The organism is Acinetobacter sp. (assembly GCF_050285345.1).
In the GTDB taxonomy this organism is placed as follows: Bacteria; Pseudomonadota; Gammaproteobacteria; order Pseudomonadales; family Moraxellaceae; genus Acinetobacter.
In genome coordinates, this window is record NZ_JBLZXR010000051.1 from 1 (window position 1) to 19,839 (window position 19,839).

The window sequence follows — 19,839 nt, forward strand, 5'->3', positions numbered from 1 at the left end:
AGAGGAATGATCGTCCTCGACAGAACCCGGCTTATCGGTTCACTTCAACAAATTTTGATCAAATACGCGCATTATGGACTTGACGATATTTAATTATCCTTTCATAATGCGCGCACAGTTTAAGGCTATGTAGCTCAGTTGGTTAGAGCACCGCACTCATAATGCGGGGGTCACAAGTTCAAGTCTCGTCATAGCCACCATATTTAAGAAAAATCCCACTCCGATTGAGTGGGATTTTTTTATGTGGATAAAAACTTATGCAAATAAATCACGTTTTAATTTATTTGCATAAAAATTCTACTATTTTAGAAACATCATCTGTCTGCAACTGTTCCCGCATTTTTAAAAACTGCTTTTCATCTATTTCATAAAGTTTGAGGGAAAGCAGTTTTTCGATATCTTCTTCAGGAAAGCGGTATTTAATAATTTGAGCAGGTACACCACCGACCACAGCATAGGGTGGAACGTCTTTAGTCACGACTGCGCCTGTCGCTACGACAGCACCTTCACCTAGTGTCACGCCTTGCATAATCATCGCGCGTGAGCCAATCCAGCAGCCATCACCAATAACCGTATCGCCTGCGGGCACAAAACTACGCGTATCAAAGGGAAAGGCTGAAATCCAGTCGGTACGGTGGAGTTGGTTGCCACCCATCATAATCACACATTCAGCGCCAAAACAGACGAAATTTCCGATATAGAGTTGATCAATCGGTTTCTCTGCTGTTGCAGGCTTATCATGTAAATAACGTACCACACAGCGTTCAAAGCCTTGATCCCAGTAGGCTGAGTAATATGAATAATTGCCCTTAATGTGAATATTAGGATTCTTCACGGTCTTGGAAATGAACTCAAACTCACACCAATGATTCACAGGAGAATTAATCAATTTTTCAGACATGGGGGATATGGTAAAGGCAAAGTTGAGGGATTATAGCAAACAAAAGCTCCCTTTTTTTAAAGGAGGACTTTGGGAATGTTTACCTAAAAACCTTTCCATTGCAGCATCTCTTGAAGGGAGAGGGGGGGATTGAGGTAATAAAAACCCCTCAATAGAGGGGCTCAAAATTGCTTATCGTTATGAATTAAAGATATTCAACTTTAGACACTTCGTACTCAACTTCACCTTGAGGTGTCACGATTTTAACTTCGTCACCTTCATTTTTACCCAAAAGACCACGTGCAATTGGAGAATTCACAGAAATTTTGTGAATTTTAAAGTCAGCTTCGTCATCACCTACGATTTGATAGGTCTTTTGTTCTTCGGTATCTAAGTTTTCAATGGTTACGGTTACGCCGAAAACCACACGACCATTTTGCTCAAGTGCTTTCACATCAATCACTTGGCAAGCACCCAATTTACCTTCGATATCTTGGATACGGCCTTCACAGAAACCTTGCTGCTCACGCGCAGCGTGGTATTCTGCGTTTTCTTTCAAATCCCCATGTTCACGTGCTTCAGCAATGGCTGCTGTAATACGTGGACGATCTACACTTTTCAGTTGCTGTAATTCTTTCTCTAGGGCAATTTTGCCTTCGGGAGTCATAGGATAACGTTGCATTGTTGTCCCTCATGTTTGTAAAAAAGAAAAAATCAGTAAAAACCACTGACCTATAAATGAAAAAAAGCCCGCCACCGAGAGGTGGCGGGACTTCTCGGTAACTTAATTAACCTTTAGTAAGGTCTTGCAGACGATATACATCCATTGGCAATTTGATTGCTAAAGCTTGGCATACTGCATCAGCACCGTTAAGGGTGGTGGTGTAATACACTTTACCTTGTAATGCAGAGCGGCGGATCGAGAATGAATCTTCTTGAGCCTGTTTGCCTTCAGTGGTATTGATAATGAGGTGAACTTCGCCATTTTTCAAGCGGTCCACGATATTTGGACGGCCTTCAGTCACTTTATTCACACGTTCACATTCAATACCCGCTTCTTTAATCACATCATAAGTACCGCCAGTTGCGATTACTTTGAAGCCAAGGTCTGTTAACTGTTTCGCAATACCCACAGCGCGCGGCTTGTCAGAATGGCGTACAGATAAGAATGCGTGTTTCACTTCGCCTTCAGTTGGTAGGCCTGGTAAACGGTCATTTGAGCCAAGTACAGCTTTATAGAACGCTTCACCAAATGTTTTGCCTACCCCCATCACTTCGCCTGTAGATTTCATCTCAGGGCCAAGAATTGGGTCAACACCAGGGAATTTGTTGAATGGGAACACAGCTTCTTTTACAGAGAAGTGCTCAGGGATGATCTCGGTAGTGAATCCTTGAGATTCTAGAGATTGACCCGCCATACAACGTGCAGCAACTTTCGCTAAAGATTCGCCGATACATTTAGAAACGAACGGAACAGTACGTGATGCACGTGGGTTCACTTCTAAGATGTAGACATCAGTGCCTTTAACCGCAAACTGTACGTTCATCAAACCGATAACACCAAGCTCTTTTGCCATAGCGATAGTTTGACGGCGCATTTCGTCCTGAACGTCTTTAGACAAAGAGTAAGGAGGAATTGAACATGCAGAGTCACCTGAGTGAATACCCGCTTGTTCGATGTGCTGCATGATACCGCCGATCACAACGTCTTTACCGTCAGATACGCAGTCCACGTCAACTTCAATGGCATCATCTAGGAAGTGGTCAAGCAGAACTGGTGCTTCGTTAGACGCTTGAACCGCATCACGTAAGTAGCGTTTAAGTTCGTCATCGTTGTATACGATTTCCATTGCACGACCACCCAGTACGTATGAAGGACGTACCACAAGTGGATAACCAACTTTTGCCGCTTCAGCCATACCTTCTTCAGCAGATTTTACGATGCTGTTGTTTGGTTGACGAAGTTGCAGACGTTGAATCATTTGTTGGAAACGTTCACGATCTTCTGCGCGGTCAATCGCGTCTGGTGATGTACCGATAATTGGCGCACCTGCTTCTTCAAGCGCACGAGCCAATTTAAGCGGAGTTTGACCGCCGTACTGAACGATAATGCCTTTTGGCTTCTCGATACGAACGATTTCAAGTACATCTTCCAATGTAATTGGTTCGAAGTACAAACGATCTGATGTGTCATAATCTGTAGAAACCGTTTCAGGGTTACAGTTCACCATGATGGTTTCATAACCGTCATCACGCATTGCAAGGGCAGCGTGTACACAGCAGTAATCGAACTCGATACCTTGGCCAATACGGTTAGGACCGCCACCGATTACCATGATTTTGTCACGGTTCGATGGGTTTGCTTCACACTCTTCATCGTAAGTTGAGTACATGTACGCTGTATCAGATTCGAATTCTGCAGCACATGTATCCACACGTTTATAAACTGGGGTTACACCCAAGTTCCAACGATGTTTACGGAATTGCTTTTGTGAAATACCCATCAAGTTCGCAATGCGAAGGTCAGATAAACCCTTGCGTTTGAACGAACGGATATTGTCAGCGTTTAAGTCACCAAAACCTAAAGTGCGGATTTGCTCTTCAGTTTTAATGATGTCTTCGATTTGGATCAAGAACCAAGGGTCGATATTGGTCGCAGCAAAGACTTCATCCAGTGTGAAGCCGTGACGGAATGCATCAGCCACATACCAAATACGCTCTGGACCCGGAACTTTAAGCTCAACTAAAATTTTGTCACGCGCGCCTTCAGTGCCCACTGCGATTTTTTCATCAAAACCGCATGCACCTACTTCCAGACCGCGAAGTGCTTTAGATACTGACTCTTGGAAGTTACGGCCAATCGCCATCACTTCACCTACAGATTTCATCTGTGTGGTCAGTGTTGCGTCAGCTTGAGGGAATTTCTCGAAGTTAAAACGAGGAATCTTAGTGACAACGTAGTCAATCGCAGGTTCGAATGAAGCTGGAGTTGTACCGCCAGTGATATCGTTTTTCAACTCATCAAGGGTATAACCTACAGCCAATTTCGCAGCGATTTTGGCAATAGGGAAACCAGTTGCTTTAGAAGCCAATGCAGATGAACGAGAAACACGCGGGTTCATCTCGATCACAACCATACGGCCGTCTTTCGGGTTGATACCGAACTGAACGTTTGAACCACCAGTTTCTACACCAATTTCACGCAGTACCGCTAAAGATGCATTACGAAGTAATTGGAATTCTTTGTCTGTAAGCGTTTGCGCAGGCGCAACAGTAATTGAGTCACCTGTGTGCACGCCCATTGGGTCAAAGTTTTCAATGGTACATACAATGATGCAGTTGTCGTTTTTGTCCCGAACAACTTCCATTTCGTACTCTTTCCAACCAATTAAAGATTCATCAATCAATAATTGTTTCGTTGGAGAAAGGTCGAAACCGCGTTCACAGATTTCAATGAATTCTTCTTTGTTGTACGCGATACCACCGCCTGAACCACCCATGGTAAATGATGGGCGGATAATTACAGGGAAACCGAAACGTGCTTGAATTTCAAGCGCATGTTCCATACTTTCTGCAACGTCAGCGCGAGGGCATTCAAGACCAATTTTACGCATTGCGATATCGAAAAGTTTACGGTCTTCTGCTTTTTCGATTGCTTCTTTGGTCGCGCCAATCAATTCAACGTTATATTTTTCTAAAATACCGTTGGCATCGAGTGCAAGTGCACAGTTCAATGCGGTTTGACCGCCCATTGTTGGAAGAACTGCGTCTGGACGTTCTTTCTCAATGATTGCAGCAACAGTTTGCCAAGTGATCGGCTCGATGTAAGTGGCGTCTGCCATTGCTGGGTCAGTCATAATGGTTGCTGGGTTAGAGTTCACCAAAATAACACGGTAGCCTTCTTCACGAAGGGCTTTACATGCTTGAGCACCTGAGTAGTCAAACTCACATGCCTGACCGATCACAATCGGACCAGCACCAATAATTAAGATGCTTTTAATGTCTGTACGTTTAGCCATGATGCTTCCTTAATTACTTCTTAGATGCTTCGATAAGTTCGATGAAATGATCGAACAGTGGTGCGCAGTCATGTGGACCAGGGCTAGCTTCAGGGTGACCTTGGAAGCTGAACGCAGGTTTATCTGTACGATGCATACCTTGTAAGGTTTGGTCGAACAGAGATTTGTGCGTTGCTTTCAAGTTCGCCGGCAGCGTATCTGTATCTACAGCGAAGCCATGGTTCTGAGAAGTAATCATCACTGTACCATCTTCAAGATTTTGTACAGGATGGTTTGCACCGTGGTGACCGTGAGGCATTTTCACAGTTTTTGCGCCTGAGGCAAGGGCAAGAATTTGGTGACCTAAACAAATACCAAATACTGGAATTTCAGTCGTTTCTACAATTGTTTTTACAGCTTCAATTGCATAGTCACATGCTGCTGGATCGCCGGGGCCGTTTGAAAGGAACACGCCGTCTGGATTCAGAGCAAGAACTTTTTCAGCAGGAGTTTGCGCAGGTACGACAGTTAATTTACAACCGCGGTCTGCAAGCATACGTAAGATGTTGGTTTTGACACCGTAATCGTATGCAACAACATGGAATTTAGCTTCAGGCTGAGAGAAACCTTGACCAAGTGTCCAAGAACCTTCAGTCCATTCGAAACCTTCAGGATCACAGCACTCTTTTGCAAGATCTAAACCGTTTAAACCACCAAATGCACGAGCTTTTTCTAAAGCTTCTTCTGCCGTGATATTTTCGCCAGCAAGGATACAACCATTTTGTGCACCTTTTGCTCGCAGAATACGCGTTAATTTACGTGTATCGATGTCTGCAATAGCAACAACATTGTGTTGTTCAAGGTAATCACCAAGTGATTGCTCAGCACGGAAGTTGCTATGCAATAAAGGTAGGTCACGAATGATCAATCCGTTAGCCCATACTTTATGAATTCGACCTGACTCAGCGTCTTCATCATTACAACCTGTGTTACCGATATGTGGGTAAGTTAGTGTCACAAGTTGTTGTGCATAACTAGGGTCAGTCAAAATTTCTTGATAGCCAGTCATTGCTGTATTAAAAACGACTTCACCAGTCGTACTACCCGATGCGCCAATAGAAGTACCTTTAAAGATAGTTCCGTCGGCAAGGGCTAAAATTGCTGGGGTGCTCAAACCAAAGCTCCTGAAATTTAGGCTGTAAAAAAGCGAGAAGACGAAAAAAAAGGAAGGTTACTTTAAAACCTACCCTCCCTATGTCTGCTCGCTTGAACTTAACACGGCATTATACGCAGTAAGTGGCTTAAAGTCCACCGCATTTATCGTGAATATGTAAGATAAAAGACTTGTTTTTTGGTTGATCATGTTTTTTATTTTCTTGCTTAAAAATGTAAGCAATTAATTATTGTCTGACAAATCATAAATTAAAATTTATCAAATCAGGCTAAAGTGGTATCAGTCATCCAATAACCCAAGGTACACAGTCATGGCTGCACAACAAAAACAAGCAACGACTAAATCCTCTCTCAAAGACGTCGTTGTCGAAGGTGCTGAAAAGCTTGAACAAGTTGCAAAAGAAGCAAGTGTGCAAGCGACAGAAGCAGTCACCGAAAGCAAAGATAAAATTGAAGCTGAAGCACAGCAATTAAATGCTAGTATGCAAGATCAATTACGTCAGTTGAAACAAGATTTGCTGCAAAAACTAGATCAGTTCAAAGCACAATTTGGTACATCTCAGAAAGATTTTGGTGAATTGAAAGAATTTGTAAAAACTGAATTCAATACTGTGATTGAAGATCTTTCCAAATTAGGTAAAGAGCTTAAAGAGGACGTATCGCAGATTTCAGGTAAGCATAAAGAGCAATTAACTGAAACATTTAAACGTTCAAAAGAACATACTTTGGAAGCGTGGAAAAAAGTTGCACCTGTTAAGGTTGATCTAACAGATAAAACTACAGATCTAAACAGCTAAGTTAGCCGCTGCTTTATTGTCGAGTCGATCATCTTGATTTGGTGAAAAGTATTGTCCCTCCAGAGGGCAATACTGCATAGATGCATAGGGTGGTCGAGTCGATAGATCAGAAGGTTAAAACAAAAAAAGGAACTACACTGTAGTTCCTTTTTTCATAATTGGTCTAAATCTAAAATAAAAAATAATCTTTTATTTTTTCTAGTTTAGAATTGATGCAACCAATCACGTTTGTTGTGAAAATCTGGATTTGGACTGCTGTGCTGCATGGCATAGTACTGTTCACCTTGAGAGGTTTCGAGTGCGGCAGTGAGACCAATGTAGAGATCTTCCCATTTCAATTTATGTTTCAGCATAAACTCAGTCAGATCAAGACTGACATTGATGCCATAGTGCGTCCGTTTCAACTGATTCAGTTCAATATCGTAAGCAGCTTGTGGCGGCATGTTTTCTGGATAGCGATATTCTTCAAATTGGTAAGCCTGCCAAGCTTGTGAAGGGGAGAGATTAACTTCACGATAAAAGTCTTCATGATGTACACCAATGAAAACTTCAAGACAGGTGTGTTCCCACAAATAATCTACACGTGGATGCGCAGAGACCAATTCGGGCCATTGAATCAATTGATTGGGATCTCGTATCCAAAAACCCACATTTAAGCTATATGGGCTTTGTTGTTCGATTGCGCCTACAAGCGAAATGGCTTGAAAGCGACGATCAAAGGCACTTAGTTCGAAACTTGCCATACGTAAGCTTAGTTAGATAAGTGAGCGTAACGAACAAGGTTTGATAATTTTGCATTTTGTTTTGCTGCTTTTTTGTAGATCAATGCAATTTTACCAATCGTTTGTACGATTTCTGACTCAGACGCAGCCACGATATCAGCAATAAGCGCTGCGCGTGCTTCACGATCTTCAGCAACAACTTTTACTTTGATTAACTCATGGTCGTTTAACGCACGGTTTAATTCTTCAATAACACTTTCAGATAAGCCTTTATCACCAACCATAACTACTGGGTTTAACGTGTGACCAATTTGACGTAAGCGTTTACGCTCTTGAATGGATAAAGCCGCCATAAATATAACCTAATTTTAAAAACGGCCTAGTATAGCAAAATCAAAATTGAAGCGCTGTAATTTATCCGCATTTTATCGATGAAGATTATTGAAAAAAACATGATTTAAGATGCTTTTTAGATACACATGTGTACTGCAAATAAATGTAATTTCACGTACAATTGAAATTGAGAAGTTATTTTTATTTAGAGAGTTATGGCTACACGCATTACCAACCAGAAATTATCCAAAAGTAGTCGTGACTGGATGCGAGAGCATTTGGATGATCCCTTTGTGAAAAAAGCACAAAAGGAAGGATATCGTGCGCGTGCTGCTTATAAACTTCTTGAAATTCAAGAAAAATATAAATTAATTAAGCCTGGCATGACCGTGGTTGATTTAGGTGCTGCTCCAGGAAGTTGGTCGCAAATTGCTGGAAAGCTGGTGGGCGACAAAGGTCTCGTGATTGCATCAGATATTTTACCTATGGATGCTTTGCCGGATGTAACCTTCTTGCAAGGTGACTTCCGTGAACAAGAAGTGTTCGATGAATTGTTAAAAATTTTAGATGGACGGACTGTAGACGTTGTAATTTCAGATATGGCCCCCAATACATCAGGTAATAAGGCTGTAGATCAACCACGTCAAATCTATCTTTGTGAGTTGGCAATCGACTTTGCCCAGAAGGTTCTCGGACCAAAGGGGCAGTTTGTTGTTAAAGTATTCCAAGGGGTGGGATTTGATGAATACCGTAAGCAGGTTGTAGACACATTTGATGTGTTGAAGACAGCAAAACCGGCAGCTTCACGTGCTCGATCTAAAGAAGTATTTTTGATTGGGCAGGGACGTAAGAAGGCTTTCAAGTAAAGTTTACTTGCCAACTCGTTAAAAATTGTGCATTTTGTACGTTTTTAATTTATTGCGAAGCTACTCTGCAGCGTAAGTATTAGAGTCACCCACATGCGTGGGAATGAACGAATTAGATAGAAATGGGAATAAAGCTTTGAGCGATCTTTTTAAGAATGCCGTGTTGTGGCTGGTTATCCTAGGCGTGCTGGTGCTAATCTTCAGCAACGTCAGTGACCGCAATCAACCGACCGCGATGAACTATTCTGAGTTCGTGGCAGCCGTAAATGCGGGTCAGATTAAACAAGTCACCATTGATGGCGAAAGAATTCGTGGCGAAAAATCAAACGGTTCAGAGTTTGAAAGTATCCGTCCTGCGGTTCAAGATCCTGAACTAATGCCGAACCTTATCAAAAACAATGTTGTTGTTGAAGGTACAGCGCCACAGCGTCAAAGTATTTTGATGCAACTTCTGATTGCAAGTTTCCCTGTTCTTTTAATCATTCTGTTATTCATGTTCTTTATGCGCAACATGGGTGGTGGGGCTGGTGGTAAGAACGGCCCAATGAGTTTTGGTAAGTCGAAAGCGAAAATGCTGTCGGAAGACCAAATCAAAGTGACATTTACCGATGTTGCAGGCTGTGATGAAGCGAAGCAAGAAGTGGTTGAAATTGTTGACTTCTTAAAAGATCCATCTAAGTTTAAACGTCTGGGTGCTAGCATTCCGAAAGGTGTGTTGATGGTTGGTCCTCCGGGTACAGGTAAAACTTTACTTGCAAAAGCGATTGCGGGTGAAGCGAAAGTTCCATTCTTTAGTATTTCGGGTTCTGACTTCGTTGAAATGTTTGTGGGTGTGGGTGCGTCCCGTGTCCGTGACATGTTTGAACAAGCGAAACGTCATGCACCGTGTATTATCTTTATTGATGAGATTGATGCTGTTGGTCGTCACCGTGGTTCTGGTACAGGCGGTGGTAACGACGAACGCGAACAGACATTAAACCAAATGTTGGTTGAAATGGATGGTTTTGAAGGTAATGAAGGTATTATCGTTATTGCTGCAACGAACCGTGCCGATGTACTGGATAAAGCATTGCTTCGTCCGGGACGTTTTGACCGTCAAGTGATGGTGTCTTTACCAGACATTAAAGGTCGTGAACAAATTCTGAATGTACATTTGAAAAAATTACCTTCAGTGACAGGTGTTGATGTTAAAGTTTTAGCACGTGGTACACCCGGCTTCTCTGGTGCACAATTGGCCAACCTTGTGAACGAGGCAGCATTGTTTGCTGCACGTCGTAACAAGAACACGGTCGATATGCACGATTTTGAAGATGCCAAAGACAAGCTCTATATGGGCCCTGAACGCAAATCGATGGTGATTCGTGAAGAAGAACGTCGTGCGACAGCATACCATGAAGCCGGTCATGCGATTGTGGCTGAAATCTTGCCGGGTACAGACCCTGTGCATAAGGTGACAATTATGCCGCGTGGTTGGGCATTGGGTGTGACATGGCAGTTGCCTGAACATGACCAAACTAGCCATTACAAAGATAAAATGTTGAATGAACTTTCAATTTTGTTCGGTGGTCGTATCGCTGAAGAAGTGTTCATTAACCAAATGTCGACAGGTGCTTCAAATGACTTTGAACGTGCAACCAAAATGGCACGTGCCATGGTGACCAAATATGGTATGTCTGACAAAATGGGCGTAATGGTCTATGAAGATGATTCACAGCAATCATTCATGGGTAGTTTAGGAAGTCGTACAATTTCTGAAACAACTCAGCTTGAAGTGGATCGTGAAGTTCGCCGTATTCTGGATGAGCAATATAAAGTCGCTCGCGATATTTTGGAAAATAACAAAGATATTGCGCATGCTATGGTGAAAGCATTGCTTGAATGGGAAACCATTGATCGTGATCAAATTCGTGACATTATGGAAGGTCGTGAACCTCAACCACCAAAAGTATACATTGCTGAGAATCCAGTGATTGATGTTACACCAACGGATGGTCCTGATGTTCCACCGCCATTACCATCATTACCAAAAGCTTAAGTTGAATAAAAACCACCTTCGGGTGGTTTTTTTATGCAGATTGAAAATATTTATTGATGTTCAATGCATAGAGTACGGTATGAAAGGTTAAAATAGTGCCGATGTAATGCTGGAATGATTGATATGAAATTAATGGCTTTGCCAAATAAAATTTTAAACTGCGGTGAGATTCAACTCGATTTATCTCAACCACATGTGATGGGGATTTTAAATGTCACACCAGATTCTTTTAGTGATGGCGGGCGACATAATGGTAAAGATCAGGCAGTCGGACATGCATTAGACATGATTGCTGAAGGGGCAACGGTAATTGATGTTGGGGGTGAGTCAACACGACCGGGAGCTTCGGCTGTTTCTGTGGAGGAGGAAATCCATCGTGTCGTGCCGGTGGTGGAAGAACTTGTAAAGCATAATGTGGTGATTTCCATTGATACCTCGCAGCCAGAAGTGATTCGTGCTGCAGTCAAAGCGGGTGCTCATATTTGGAATGATGTACGTGCTCTGACCAAACCAAATGCGTTAGCAACGGCCGCTGAGCTAAATATCCCGATAATCATCATGCATATGCGCGGTGAGCCGACCACCATGAATAACTTGGACCAATATGAGCATGTGATTGAGGATGTCATCAAAGAGCTACAACAGCGTGTGGATGATGCCTTAAACGCAGGAGTAAAGGCTGAAAATATCATGATTGATCCGGGTTTTGGTTTTGCTAAAAATGCACAGCAAAATTTAAAGCTTTTGCAGCAATTTCATGAGCTAAATAGTATGGGCTATCCGATTCTTTCGGCACTTTCACGTAAACGTTTTATTGGTGAAGCTTTAGGTGGTGCAGATGCACAGCATCGCGCAGTAGGCTCTGTCGCAGCACATTTAATTAGTATTCAACAGGGTGCTTGTATGGTGCGTGCACATGATGTGAAGGCGACGGTAGATGCGATACGGGTTTGGCAGGCACTGCAAACAGCATAATTATTTTCTAGATATAAATTTTCTAAGTTTAAAAGCATCTTTTTAGATGCTTTTATTTTTTTAATCTTGAAGTTTTAGACTTTTAAAATGAGAAAGCCTATTTCTGAAAGGTGATAAATTTGGTGAAATGTAGGGTTTGTGTTATACAAGCGTCCTTAATTTTTTTATGTTATAGAGTTTCGGTATGTTTGCGGATTTACTGCTACCAATGTTTGATGATGAATATTACCCAGATGTTTTGGTGGCAGAGGTGAAGCTATTGGTGGTTCAATTTGCCAAGAAAATTGCAAAAGCTGAATTAAGCTCAATGGATATTTACCATTTTGCCAATGAAACGGTTGCTCAGCTTAATAAGATGAAACCACAATTTGAAGATTTGGATTCATCTTTGGATGATACGGCAGCAGATTATATTGCAGAAGCGATGATGATGGTTTTGCAAGATGAAGGTTATATGGATATTGAAATGGAGGAACTGGTTGCCAATCGTGAATGGTAATTGATGTTCATCCAAGGCCCTGTATAAACAGGGCTTTTTTTATATTCTTTGTTTTATGAATAAGGAACTATGCCTGATCAATATAGGTCTTTAGAGAAGCGTAGCAAATTTTAGTCCAGAGTTTTTGCTCTTCTGTTAAGGCTTGCTGATGCAGCGCTTGAAAATAGACTTGATCATTGAAGCTGTCATGGTAATTCTGATGAGATGCTAAAGAATGGTTTTGCGACTGGTGATAAGACCAATATGCAAGCTGACGAATTTTTTGTAATTTAATCCGTTCGATTGCGCTGCTTTGAGATTTAAATAAAAACTCACTCAATACACAGCCATAAACACTCAAAACGACTATGCAGACACAACCGAAATTGATGAAATCTGAATGTAGATATAAAAGGTTAAAGGCTAGACTAAATACGACTGCACATGAGAGATAGAGCTGAATTTGCATACGTTGCACTAAGCTTTTTGCACTATGGGATGCTTGATAATGGCACAGCCAAATATAAATAAATACAAAGGGGAGAAGTAGTAAAAAACCGATATTGAAGAGATCCGTTGCAGTCTCAACTGGAATGAAGAGAGATAAGCCGAACCCACTCAAAACGGACAATAGGCAAAACATGAGTGCCAATAAACCGCAACGTACTAACCATCCAGCAGTAGGGTTGAGTCCAATTACTTTATCATGGCTGAAATAAAGTTTTTGAAAAAATGCCCCAGGATGTTTGAGCTGTAAGGCTGGAAGATTGAATTTCGGCAGTGAGGACATTTTAAGAATTATTTTTTCACTAAATTTTGGACATAAAAAAACCAGCGTATGCTGGATTCTTTATTGCACCATCTTCAATAGTAGAAGAATGGTGCCCGAGGCCAGACTCGAACTGGCACGCTTTGTGGGCGGGGGATTTTAAATCCCCTGTGTCTACCGATTTCACCACTCGGGCATGAGCGCAATAATAGAGTAGGAAATAAAACTTGGCAAGTCTATTTATTATTATTTGCTTTCTTTTCAATCAATTCAGTAATTTGTGTCTAAAAAATAGCAAAAGATTATTTTGGGCATCTCTTGAAGGTTTATGTAATTGTCATTGTTTTGAGGTATGAAGGCCATATTTTCTCATAAATTTCAATTTTATATTGTTTTTAGGCTATCCAGATGACAAAAAATGAACCACCAAGCATTGATGCACAAAACAGTGGCTGGATTTGAAGCTTTATCCTTACCCATTTCTCTTACTGCGTGTGGTGGGGATAAATAGAATTTCAGTACATTCAGCAACTCAAGTGCAGTTTTGACATGGGGTTGCGAGTAGCGATCCTTTACAAACTTAGGGGATAATAAAAACTGAGCATTATTGCTCGGTTTTTTACAGCATTTCATCAATGTAGCTATCAACATCGATATGTTTAATTTGCTTACAGTACGCATGTTCATACTTGAGTAGTTGCACATACAAATCTGCTTCACGTTCCAATTGTGTTTTGATGGTTTGATAGGTGGCAGACTGAGTGGAGCTTAAACGTAATTTAAGGCGTGATTTAAGTGTCTGTTTATAAGCCCAAAAACATACACGTCGAAGCTGTTGTAACTGATAATATTCAACTGATTGACTCTGGTCACGAAATAAATTTTCTTTGTAGAAACGTACGAAACCAAAACTGATAGCAAAGAAAAATAGAACAGATTGCACAAAGGTACTTTGTAAAAAGGCGATATTGAGCAATTGCAGAATGATGACTATTGCCAATTTAAACGGTGTATTTTTCAGGCTTTGGTATAGCGAGATAGAGCTATGTTTTATTTGTTTCAGGACGATAGGCACAATCAACATAAAAAACAACATGATACTCACAACCGCAATACCATGGGCACGAAATTCACTCATGGTTGGAAAATAGTTTTCGATTGCATATCCAATACTCATACTCAGCGATACAAAGATCATCGCTGCTAAAACCCAAGGTAAAAGCTCTTTAAGCTCATCCAGTATGCCTTTGGTTTTGAGTTGGCTGTAGAGTAAATAGTTACGTTTAAATGCAGCAGGATACTGCTGTTGCAGACCTTGAAGATAAAGCGCAACCTGTTTATTTTTGACCATAGAGTGACATGTGTATGAAAGCGTGCAAGTAATATAGAGGATTTCACCAGCAATGGCAGAGAATTTTTCAAAATGATCTGGTAAATCCACCTTTTAAATTGGGTTTGCATAATTCTGATACTTCAATATCACTTTTGATCGTACTTTTATGCGAAAATAGTGTTTGAATTCCTTCCCTAATTTATAGGCAGTTTATGACTGATCAATCTCCTGCAACGTTAAGCGATATCGAAATACTAGACATTCTTCAGTCAATGAAATCTGACGAATTAAATACTGAAGCGCAAGAAGTGGTTCGTAGTGGCGGGAAAGCAGGTCGTCAAGAGGCGCATAAACAAGCCTTGGTTTGTTTGCATCAATCTTTTGAAGAAAAGTTTGTTGAGGCTGTGACTTTAGCTTTGAGTTTAAATGAAGGTCAAAGTAAGAAAATTCGTTATAAAAAAGACCGTGTTCGTATTTTAAAAGTACGTGGTATTGATTATTTGGCGATTGATGGGGCTGAAACGGCTCAAGTGTTGGCGCAGGTTGCGCAAGCAATTACGCGTGAAGATGCAACAGTTACTCATGACCTGCATAATATTTTCCCATTTTGGAAAGAAGGCTGGCCAATGGTGCAGTTTGATAATGTCTACAAAATTTTAGAAGATGATATTCATATTCATTATGCAGCTGTTTTGGACGCACTGATTTCAAAGCACTAAGTTTGATAGAAAATAGAAAAAGCATCTGATTAAGGTGCTTTTTTTAATGTGGTGAGAAAATATTGAGTAAGGTTCGAATTGGCCAACTAAAAAAGCGAAACCAAAAAATCAGAGGGTTATAGAAAAAAGTACCAAACATCATGGTGTCATTAAAGTCTTGTCGTCCACGTTCATGTGGATAAGGGGTAAGAAACCAAGACAGTACAATGCCAGCACCCCCCAGTATTATAAACAGCGCATTTTGTTGCGTGATAAAGAAGAAATAAATGAGATATAAACCCGAATAAAAACTCAGGCAGGTCAGAAGTGCCCTGAAAGAGATCGACATTTTAATAATTCCGTTATTTTTACTTTGATTGTATTTGTATGATTGAGCCAAAGAAAGAAGAATCGGATTATTCCGATTCTTCTTCGAGGTTTTCTTCAGGCATTGTTTCTTGTAAACGAGTCACTAACAGTTGGTCAATTTTAAAATGGTCAACATCCACCACTTCAAACTTATAGCCATTGAAGCTGACAAAGTCTGCAGGGCGAGGAATCTTACGTAATTTAAACATCATAAAGCCAGCTAAGGTTTCATAATTTTCCTCGTCCGGTAATTCATCCAAATTCAAGGCATGCTTCAAATCTTCAATCGGAGTACTACCATCAATTAGCCAAGAATCAGCATCGCGTTTGATAATTTGCGGGTCAGCCTCAATCGTTGTCACCCAATCGCCCATCACGGTAATCATAATATCTGAAAGGGTAATTACCCCAACTACAAGAGCATACTCATTAATAACGACTGCAAATTTTTCTTTGGTAGAGCGAAAACGATCCAGGAGTTCCGAGAGGGTTAAGGTGTCTGGGATGGTCAATACATTACGAATGGTATTTTCATTTAATTGTAATAAAGACTGATTATTCAAAATCCGAACTAGGATGTCTTTTGCGTCGATATAGCCAATTACATCATCAATATTTTCGCTACAAACTAAAAATTTAGAATAGGGATATTCAGCAAGTTTTTGACGAATACTAGATTCAGATTCTTTCAGCGTAAAATACACCACATTTTCACGTGTAGTCATACTCGAAGGTACATTACGTTCTTCAAGTTCAAATACGTTTTCAATAAAGTGATGTTCTTGTTTTTGTAATACCCCAGCTTGTGCACCTGCATCCATTACTGCTGAAATATCATCAAAGGTAATATTGTCGTCGCGCGTGGTGTTTACTTTAAATAAACGGAACAGCAGGTTGGCAATCGCGTTAATCACCCAAGCCATCGGTTTACAGACTTTAATGAAAATCTGAATTGGATCAACCACCGCAACAGCAATTTTTTCGGGTGCAATCATGGCCAGACGTTTTGGCATGAAGTCGGCAAATAGAATGAATAGGGAGGTGACTAAAGTAAAGGATAGGGTAAAGCTAATCGTTTCTGCCCAAGGTCCTTGGTAAAACTGATGAACTAAAGTCAGGAAATAAGGTCGAAATGCACCTTCCCCCAAAATACCGCCGAGAATGGCAACTGCATTTAAACCAATTTGAGAGGCTGCAAAAAAGTCTGCAGAGTTTGCTTGTAAGTCTAAAACACGTTGTGCACGCGTATCACCAGATTCAAGCAGAATTTTTAATTTAACTTTACGAGCGCCCGCTAAGGCGATTTCTGTTAAGGATAAAAATCCCGCTCCGATAATCAGGAGTGCAATAATGACAATATTTTGGAAAAGGCTCACGAATACACCTGTTTGTGATTCATTCTATTTTTCTGTATTTCTAACACAAAAATGGATTAGGTAGTAGTCTTAACTACTACCTCTATAATGACAGTATCGGTTTGAAAAAATAAGGAATTAAAAAAATTAATTATTGATATTGAGAAAACTGAGAATTATTCATCAAGTATTCGCGGTTTTCTTCTTCAATCATTTGGCGCGCCACATACAAAATCAGTTGGCGTAACCAACGATGCGCAGGATGATGATGGAGTAAAGGGCACCACGCCATTTTGAGTTCAAATTCAGGAATATAAAATGGCGGATCACGTAATAATAAGTTTTGGCTTTTCGCTTGTAGGCGTGCAATACGTGTCGGAAGTGTTGCAACGAGGTCTACATTAGATGCGAGTAAGCCCGGCATTTGATAATGACGGGTAAAGACTGAGATTTTACGTTTCTGGCCGATACGTTCTAAAGCTTGATCAATCCAACCGAGTCCAGCTTGTTTCTCAGGATTGACACCAAAGCCAACCCCCATCCCTGTTTTAGAGACCCAAATATGCTGTGCATCTAAATAGCTTTTTAAGTTTAAGTTACTGGCAGCAGGGTGTTTGCTGTTGAGGAGGCACGAAAAACTATCACGCCACACAAGGACTTGGTGAAAACTTTGTGGAATTTCATTGAAACGGTTAATGGCTAAATCAACTTTACCTTGTTCCATGTCACGGTAAGACACATCACTTGGGGTCAAAAAGTCGAGGACTACATTAGGAGCTTCTGAGCGAAGTGCTTTCACTAAGCGAGGAACCAACGTTGCTTCGGCATAGTCAGAGGTCATAATGCGGAAAACACGATTCGATGTATAAGGTCGGAATTCGGTGCGAGGTTCCAAAATCATCGAAAGGTCGGCAAGCGCATCACGAATTCGAGGTTGTAACTCGAGAGCACGTTCAGTCGGTGTCATCCCTTCAGAAGAGCGAATTAAAAGCGGGTCGTTAAATAAGTTACGTAGTCGTCTTAAAATATTACTCATCGCCGGTTGGGTCACACCCAGTTGTTCAGCAGCACGAGTGACATTTTTTTCACGCAGAAGTACATCAAGATAAATTAATAGATTGAGGTCAACCCGCTCCAGATTCATAAAATAAATACCGACAATAAAATCATGAAATTTGTCTGATTATGCCATAACTACTAAGGCTTGTGTAAAAAATGGATGAAAAAAAGACATGCTCTTTAGTGGAGGAAACAGCATTTAATCCTTGGTTTGCGTTGTTTCATTGAGAGGAAAAATCGTCATTTTTGAACGCTTAAATTGAGTGAAATATTGAACCCTAAATCAGCGGAAGTTTTGGAGAGGTCGTGCTTTATATTTTAAGCTGTGAATAGAGCAGATTTAAATGTGAAAAATACCATTTTGAAAAGCGATCTTGAGTTTATAGCCGATCAAGTTGATCGGTAAATTTTGAGAAATTTGGCGTAAAAAATGCTGTTTTTTATAAAAGCCAAGCCGTGATCGACTTAAGTCTAATGAAGAATAAAGCATCAATATGCTGTAAAAGTAGACGAAAAAAATTTCAATAATATTTTATAAAATTCATTTAAAACAAATACTTGTAGTGATTGTTTAATAATTATAATAAGACTTTAATCTACGTATTTTTTAAATAAATACTGAAAATCAATGCAGGCTATTGGATTAATTTTTTTAGTCAATCTACTCTGTGTCTATCGCAACGAAGTGTTCTAAATCTGAACAATCATTCGAGGGTATGATTTTAGCCTTACGTTGCAGGAAAATCCTAATATTATTACAGGAACATATCATGACTACATACCAAACAGCGATTGATGCAATCCGCGAATTAAAAGCAAAATTCGGCAATACTTGGGCAGACATCAGTCCTGAAGATGCTGCACGTATGCAAATGCAAAACCGTTTCAAAACTGGTTTAGACATTGCTAAATATACAGCTGCGATTATGCGTCGTGATATGGCTGCTTATGATGCTGATTCTAGCAAATACACTCAATCATTAGGTTGCTGGCACGGTTTCATCGCACAACAAAAAATGATTGCGAACAAAAAATACTTCGGTACAACTGAACGTCGCTATATCTACCTTTCTGGTTGGATGGTTGCTGCACTTCGTTCTGAATTTGGTCCACTTCCTGACCAATCTATGCACGAAAAAACTTCTGTTCCTGCATTGATCGAAGAAATCTACACATTCTTACGTCAAGCTGATGCGAAAGAATTAAACGACTTGTTCCGTGCGCTTAAAAAAGCAAACGAAGCTGGTGATACTGCTAAGGCAGCTGAAATCACTGCTCAAATCGACGGTTTCCAAACTCACGTTGTGCCAATTATTGCGGACATCGATGCTGGTTTTGGTAACGAAGAAGCGACTTACTTACTTGCTAAGAAAATGATCGAAGCGGGTGCTTGTGCACTACAAATCGAAAACCAAGTATCTGACGCAAAACAATGTGGTCACCAAGCTGGTAAAGTAACAGTTCCACACGAAGACTTCATTGCGAAAATCCACGCACTTCGCTATGCATTCTTAGAAATGGGTCTTGACGACGGTATCATCGTTGCACGTACTGACTCTGAAGGCGCTGACTTGACTCAAAAAATCCCAGTGGTTAAAGAGCCAGGCGACATCGCTTCTCAATACATCAGCTACTTAGATACAACTGAAATTGACATTGCTGACGCTCAAGAAGACGAAATCCTAATCAAACGTGATGGTAAACTTCACCGTCCTAAGCGTCTTGCTTCTGGTCTATACCAATTCCGTCCAGACACGCAAATCGACCGCGTTGTACTTGACTGTGTATCTAGCCTTCAAAACGGTGCTGACCTTCTTTGGATCGAAACAGCAACGCCAAACGTTGAAGAAATCGCTCACATGGTTAACCGTGTACGTGAAACAGTTCCAAATGCGAAGCTTGTTTATAACAACAGCCCATCATTCAACTGGACTTTAAACTTCCGTCAACAAGCTTACGACCGTTGGGTTGCTGAAGGTAAAGACGTTTCTGCTTACGA

17 protein-coding genes and 2 tRNA genes are annotated in these 19,839 nt (G+C 40.8%); 8 read left to right on the forward strand and 11 right to left on the reverse strand.

The window, feature by feature from the left end; genetic code table 11:
* Positions 1 to 123: 123 nt before the first annotated feature.
* Positions 124 to 200, forward strand: a tRNA-Met gene (locus ACN6OV_RS04750).
* Between the two features lie 80 nt (positions 201 to 280).
* On the opposite strand, the gene ACN6OV_RS04755 is transcribed toward ACN6OV_RS04750, so the two are convergent.
* The 4 genes from ACN6OV_RS04755 to carA form a co-directional block, all read right to left on the reverse strand.
* Positions 281 to 901, reverse strand: a complete 621-nt coding sequence (locus tag ACN6OV_RS04755; RefSeq protein WP_427950135.1) for a CatB-related O-acetyltransferase — start codon at positions 899 to 901, stop codon at positions 281 to 283.
* Positions 902 to 1,085: 184 nt separating this feature from the next.
* Positions 1,086 to 1,562, reverse strand: a complete 477-nt coding sequence (gene greA, locus ACN6OV_RS04760; RefSeq protein WP_427950138.1) for a transcription elongation factor GreA — start codon at positions 1,560 to 1,562, stop codon at positions 1,086 to 1,088.
* Positions 1,563 to 1,668: 106 nt separating this feature from the next.
* The gene (carB, locus tag ACN6OV_RS04765; RefSeq protein ID WP_427950141.1) at positions 1,669 to 4,899 is read right to left on the reverse strand and encodes a carbamoyl-phosphate synthase large subunit; all 3,231 of its coding nucleotides are present in this window, start codon (positions 4,897 to 4,899) and stop codon (positions 1,669 to 1,671) included.
* 13 nt (positions 4,900 to 4,912) lie between these two features.
* Positions 4,913 to 6,052 carry a glutamine-hydrolyzing carbamoyl-phosphate synthase small subunit gene (carA, locus tag ACN6OV_RS04770; protein WP_427950145.1) on the reverse strand — a complete coding sequence of 380 codons (1,140 nt, stop codon included), beginning with the start codon at positions 6,050 to 6,052 and terminating at the stop codon, positions 4,913 to 4,915.
* 310 nt (positions 6,053 to 6,362) lie between these two features.
* Between carA and ACN6OV_RS04775 the strand changes: the two genes are divergently transcribed.
* Positions 6,363 to 6,848 carry a hypothetical protein gene (locus ACN6OV_RS04775; protein WP_427950148.1) on the forward strand — a complete coding sequence of 162 codons (486 nt, stop codon included), beginning with the start codon at positions 6,363 to 6,365 and terminating at the stop codon, positions 6,846 to 6,848.
* A 203-nt stretch (positions 6,849 to 7,051) separates the two neighbouring features.
* Here ACN6OV_RS04775 and ACN6OV_RS04780 read toward each other — a convergent pair whose 3' ends face one another.
* A complete protein-coding gene (locus tag ACN6OV_RS04780) occupies positions 7,052 to 7,591 on the reverse strand; it encodes a DOMON-like domain-containing protein (RefSeq protein WP_427950151.1) in 540 nt (179 codons plus the stop codon).
* Positions 7,592 to 7,599: 8 nt separating this feature from the next.
* Positions 7,600 to 7,923, reverse strand: a complete 324-nt coding sequence (gene yhbY / locus ACN6OV_RS04785) for a ribosome assembly RNA-binding protein YhbY (RefSeq protein WP_427950154.1) — start codon at positions 7,921 to 7,923, stop codon at positions 7,600 to 7,602.
* Positions 7,924 to 8,118: 195 nt separating this feature from the next.
* Between yhbY and rlmE the strand changes: the two genes are divergently transcribed.
* The 4 genes from rlmE to ACN6OV_RS04805 all read left to right on the forward strand — a co-directional run bounded on the left by rlmE (position 8,119) and on the right by ACN6OV_RS04805 (position 12,278).
* Positions 8,119 to 8,769, forward strand: coding sequence for a 23S rRNA (uridine(2552)-2'-O)-methyltransferase RlmE (gene rlmE / locus ACN6OV_RS04790; RefSeq protein ID WP_427950156.1), 651 nt, complete (start codon positions 8,119 to 8,121; stop codon positions 8,767 to 8,769).
* 136 nt (positions 8,770 to 8,905) lie between these two features.
* Positions 8,906 to 10,804: an ATP-dependent zinc metalloprotease FtsH gene (gene ftsH, locus ACN6OV_RS04795; protein ID WP_427950160.1), complete on the forward strand. Its 1,899-nt coding sequence runs from the start codon at positions 8,906 to 8,908 to the stop codon at positions 10,802 to 10,804.
* Between the two features lie 123 nt (positions 10,805 to 10,927).
* Positions 10,928 to 11,779 carry a dihydropteroate synthase gene (gene folP / locus ACN6OV_RS04800; RefSeq protein ID WP_427950162.1) on the forward strand — a complete coding sequence of 284 codons (852 nt, stop codon included), beginning with the start codon at positions 10,928 to 10,930 and terminating at the stop codon, positions 11,777 to 11,779.
* Positions 11,780 to 11,963: 184 nt separating this feature from the next.
* On the forward strand, positions 11,964 to 12,278 hold the full coding sequence (locus ACN6OV_RS04805; RefSeq protein ID WP_427950165.1) for a DUF5713 family protein: 315 nt from the start codon (positions 11,964 to 11,966) through the stop codon (positions 12,276 to 12,278).
* A 67-nt stretch (positions 12,279 to 12,345) separates the two neighbouring features.
* Here ACN6OV_RS04805 and ACN6OV_RS04810 read toward each other — a convergent pair whose 3' ends face one another.
* From ACN6OV_RS04810 to ACN6OV_RS04820, 3 genes are all read right to left on the reverse strand, one after another.
* Entirely contained in the window at positions 12,346 to 13,047 is a 702-nt protein-coding gene (locus ACN6OV_RS04810) for a hypothetical protein (protein WP_427950167.1), read from the reverse strand.
* Positions 13,048 to 13,136: 89 nt separating this feature from the next.
* Positions 13,137 to 13,222 (reverse strand) — tRNA-Leu (locus ACN6OV_RS04815).
* Between the two features lie 423 nt (positions 13,223 to 13,645).
* Entirely contained in the window at positions 13,646 to 14,377 is a 732-nt protein-coding gene (locus ACN6OV_RS04820) for a hypothetical protein (RefSeq protein WP_427950169.1), read from the reverse strand.
* 194 nt (positions 14,378 to 14,571) lie between these two features.
* On the opposite strand from ACN6OV_RS04820, the gene ACN6OV_RS04825 reads away from it, so the two are divergent.
* A complete protein-coding gene (locus ACN6OV_RS04825; RefSeq protein WP_427950172.1) occupies positions 14,572 to 15,078 on the forward strand; it encodes a hypothetical protein in 507 nt (168 codons plus the stop codon).
* 395 nt (positions 15,079 to 15,473) lie between these two features.
* Here ACN6OV_RS04825 and ACN6OV_RS04830 read toward each other — a convergent pair whose 3' ends face one another.
* A complete protein-coding gene (locus ACN6OV_RS04830) occupies positions 15,474 to 16,802 on the reverse strand; it encodes a hemolysin family protein (protein ID WP_427950175.1) in 1,329 nt (442 codons plus the stop codon).
* A gap of 130 nt (positions 16,803 to 16,932) precedes the next feature.
* Positions 16,933 to 17,925: a LysR family transcriptional regulator gene (locus ACN6OV_RS04835; RefSeq protein ID WP_427950178.1), complete on the reverse strand. Its 993-nt coding sequence runs from the start codon at positions 17,923 to 17,925 to the stop codon at positions 16,933 to 16,935.
* A 685-nt stretch (positions 17,926 to 18,610) separates the two neighbouring features.
* On the opposite strand from ACN6OV_RS04835, the gene ACN6OV_RS04840 reads away from it, so the two are divergent.
* Positions 18,611 to 19,839 (forward strand): isocitrate lyase (locus ACN6OV_RS04840; RefSeq protein WP_427950181.1); only part of this gene is annotated, 1,229 nt, incomplete at its 3' end.